The sequence below is a fragment of the Pseudomonas persica genome, assembly GCF_900291015.1.
In the GTDB taxonomy this organism is placed as follows: domain Bacteria; phylum Pseudomonadota; class Gammaproteobacteria; order Pseudomonadales; family Pseudomonadaceae; genus Aquipseudomonas.
Map to the genome: position 1 here is coordinate 1 of NZ_OLKL01000125.1, position 276 is coordinate 276.

General features: G+C 44.6%; 1 protein-coding gene. It reads left to right on the top strand.

Translation table 11 applies throughout. The features are described from left to right. A partial coding sequence (locus FQ664_RS27360; RefSeq protein ID WP_178091076.1) for a hypothetical protein occupies positions 1 to 276 on the top strand: 276 nt, incomplete at both ends.

Consider the following 276-nt stretch of genomic DNA (forward strand, 5'->3'; position numbering starts at 1 on the left):
GGATATGTCGCCCCGCAATCTGGAAAAGGTTTTGTATTTTGCTGCCTATATCGTGATTGATCCGGGCAGCACCGATCTCAAGAAATATGACATCATCAATGAGCGCGAATACAGAGATTATATCAATCAGTACGGACGCCACGACTTTGTGGCCAAAATGGGTACCGAGGCGATTAAAGATCTTTTAAACCAGATCGATATTGATGCTGTAGCTGAAGAATTGCGTGAGCAGCTGCATCTAGCGAAAGGGCAAAAGAAAAGCCGCCTGATTAAAAG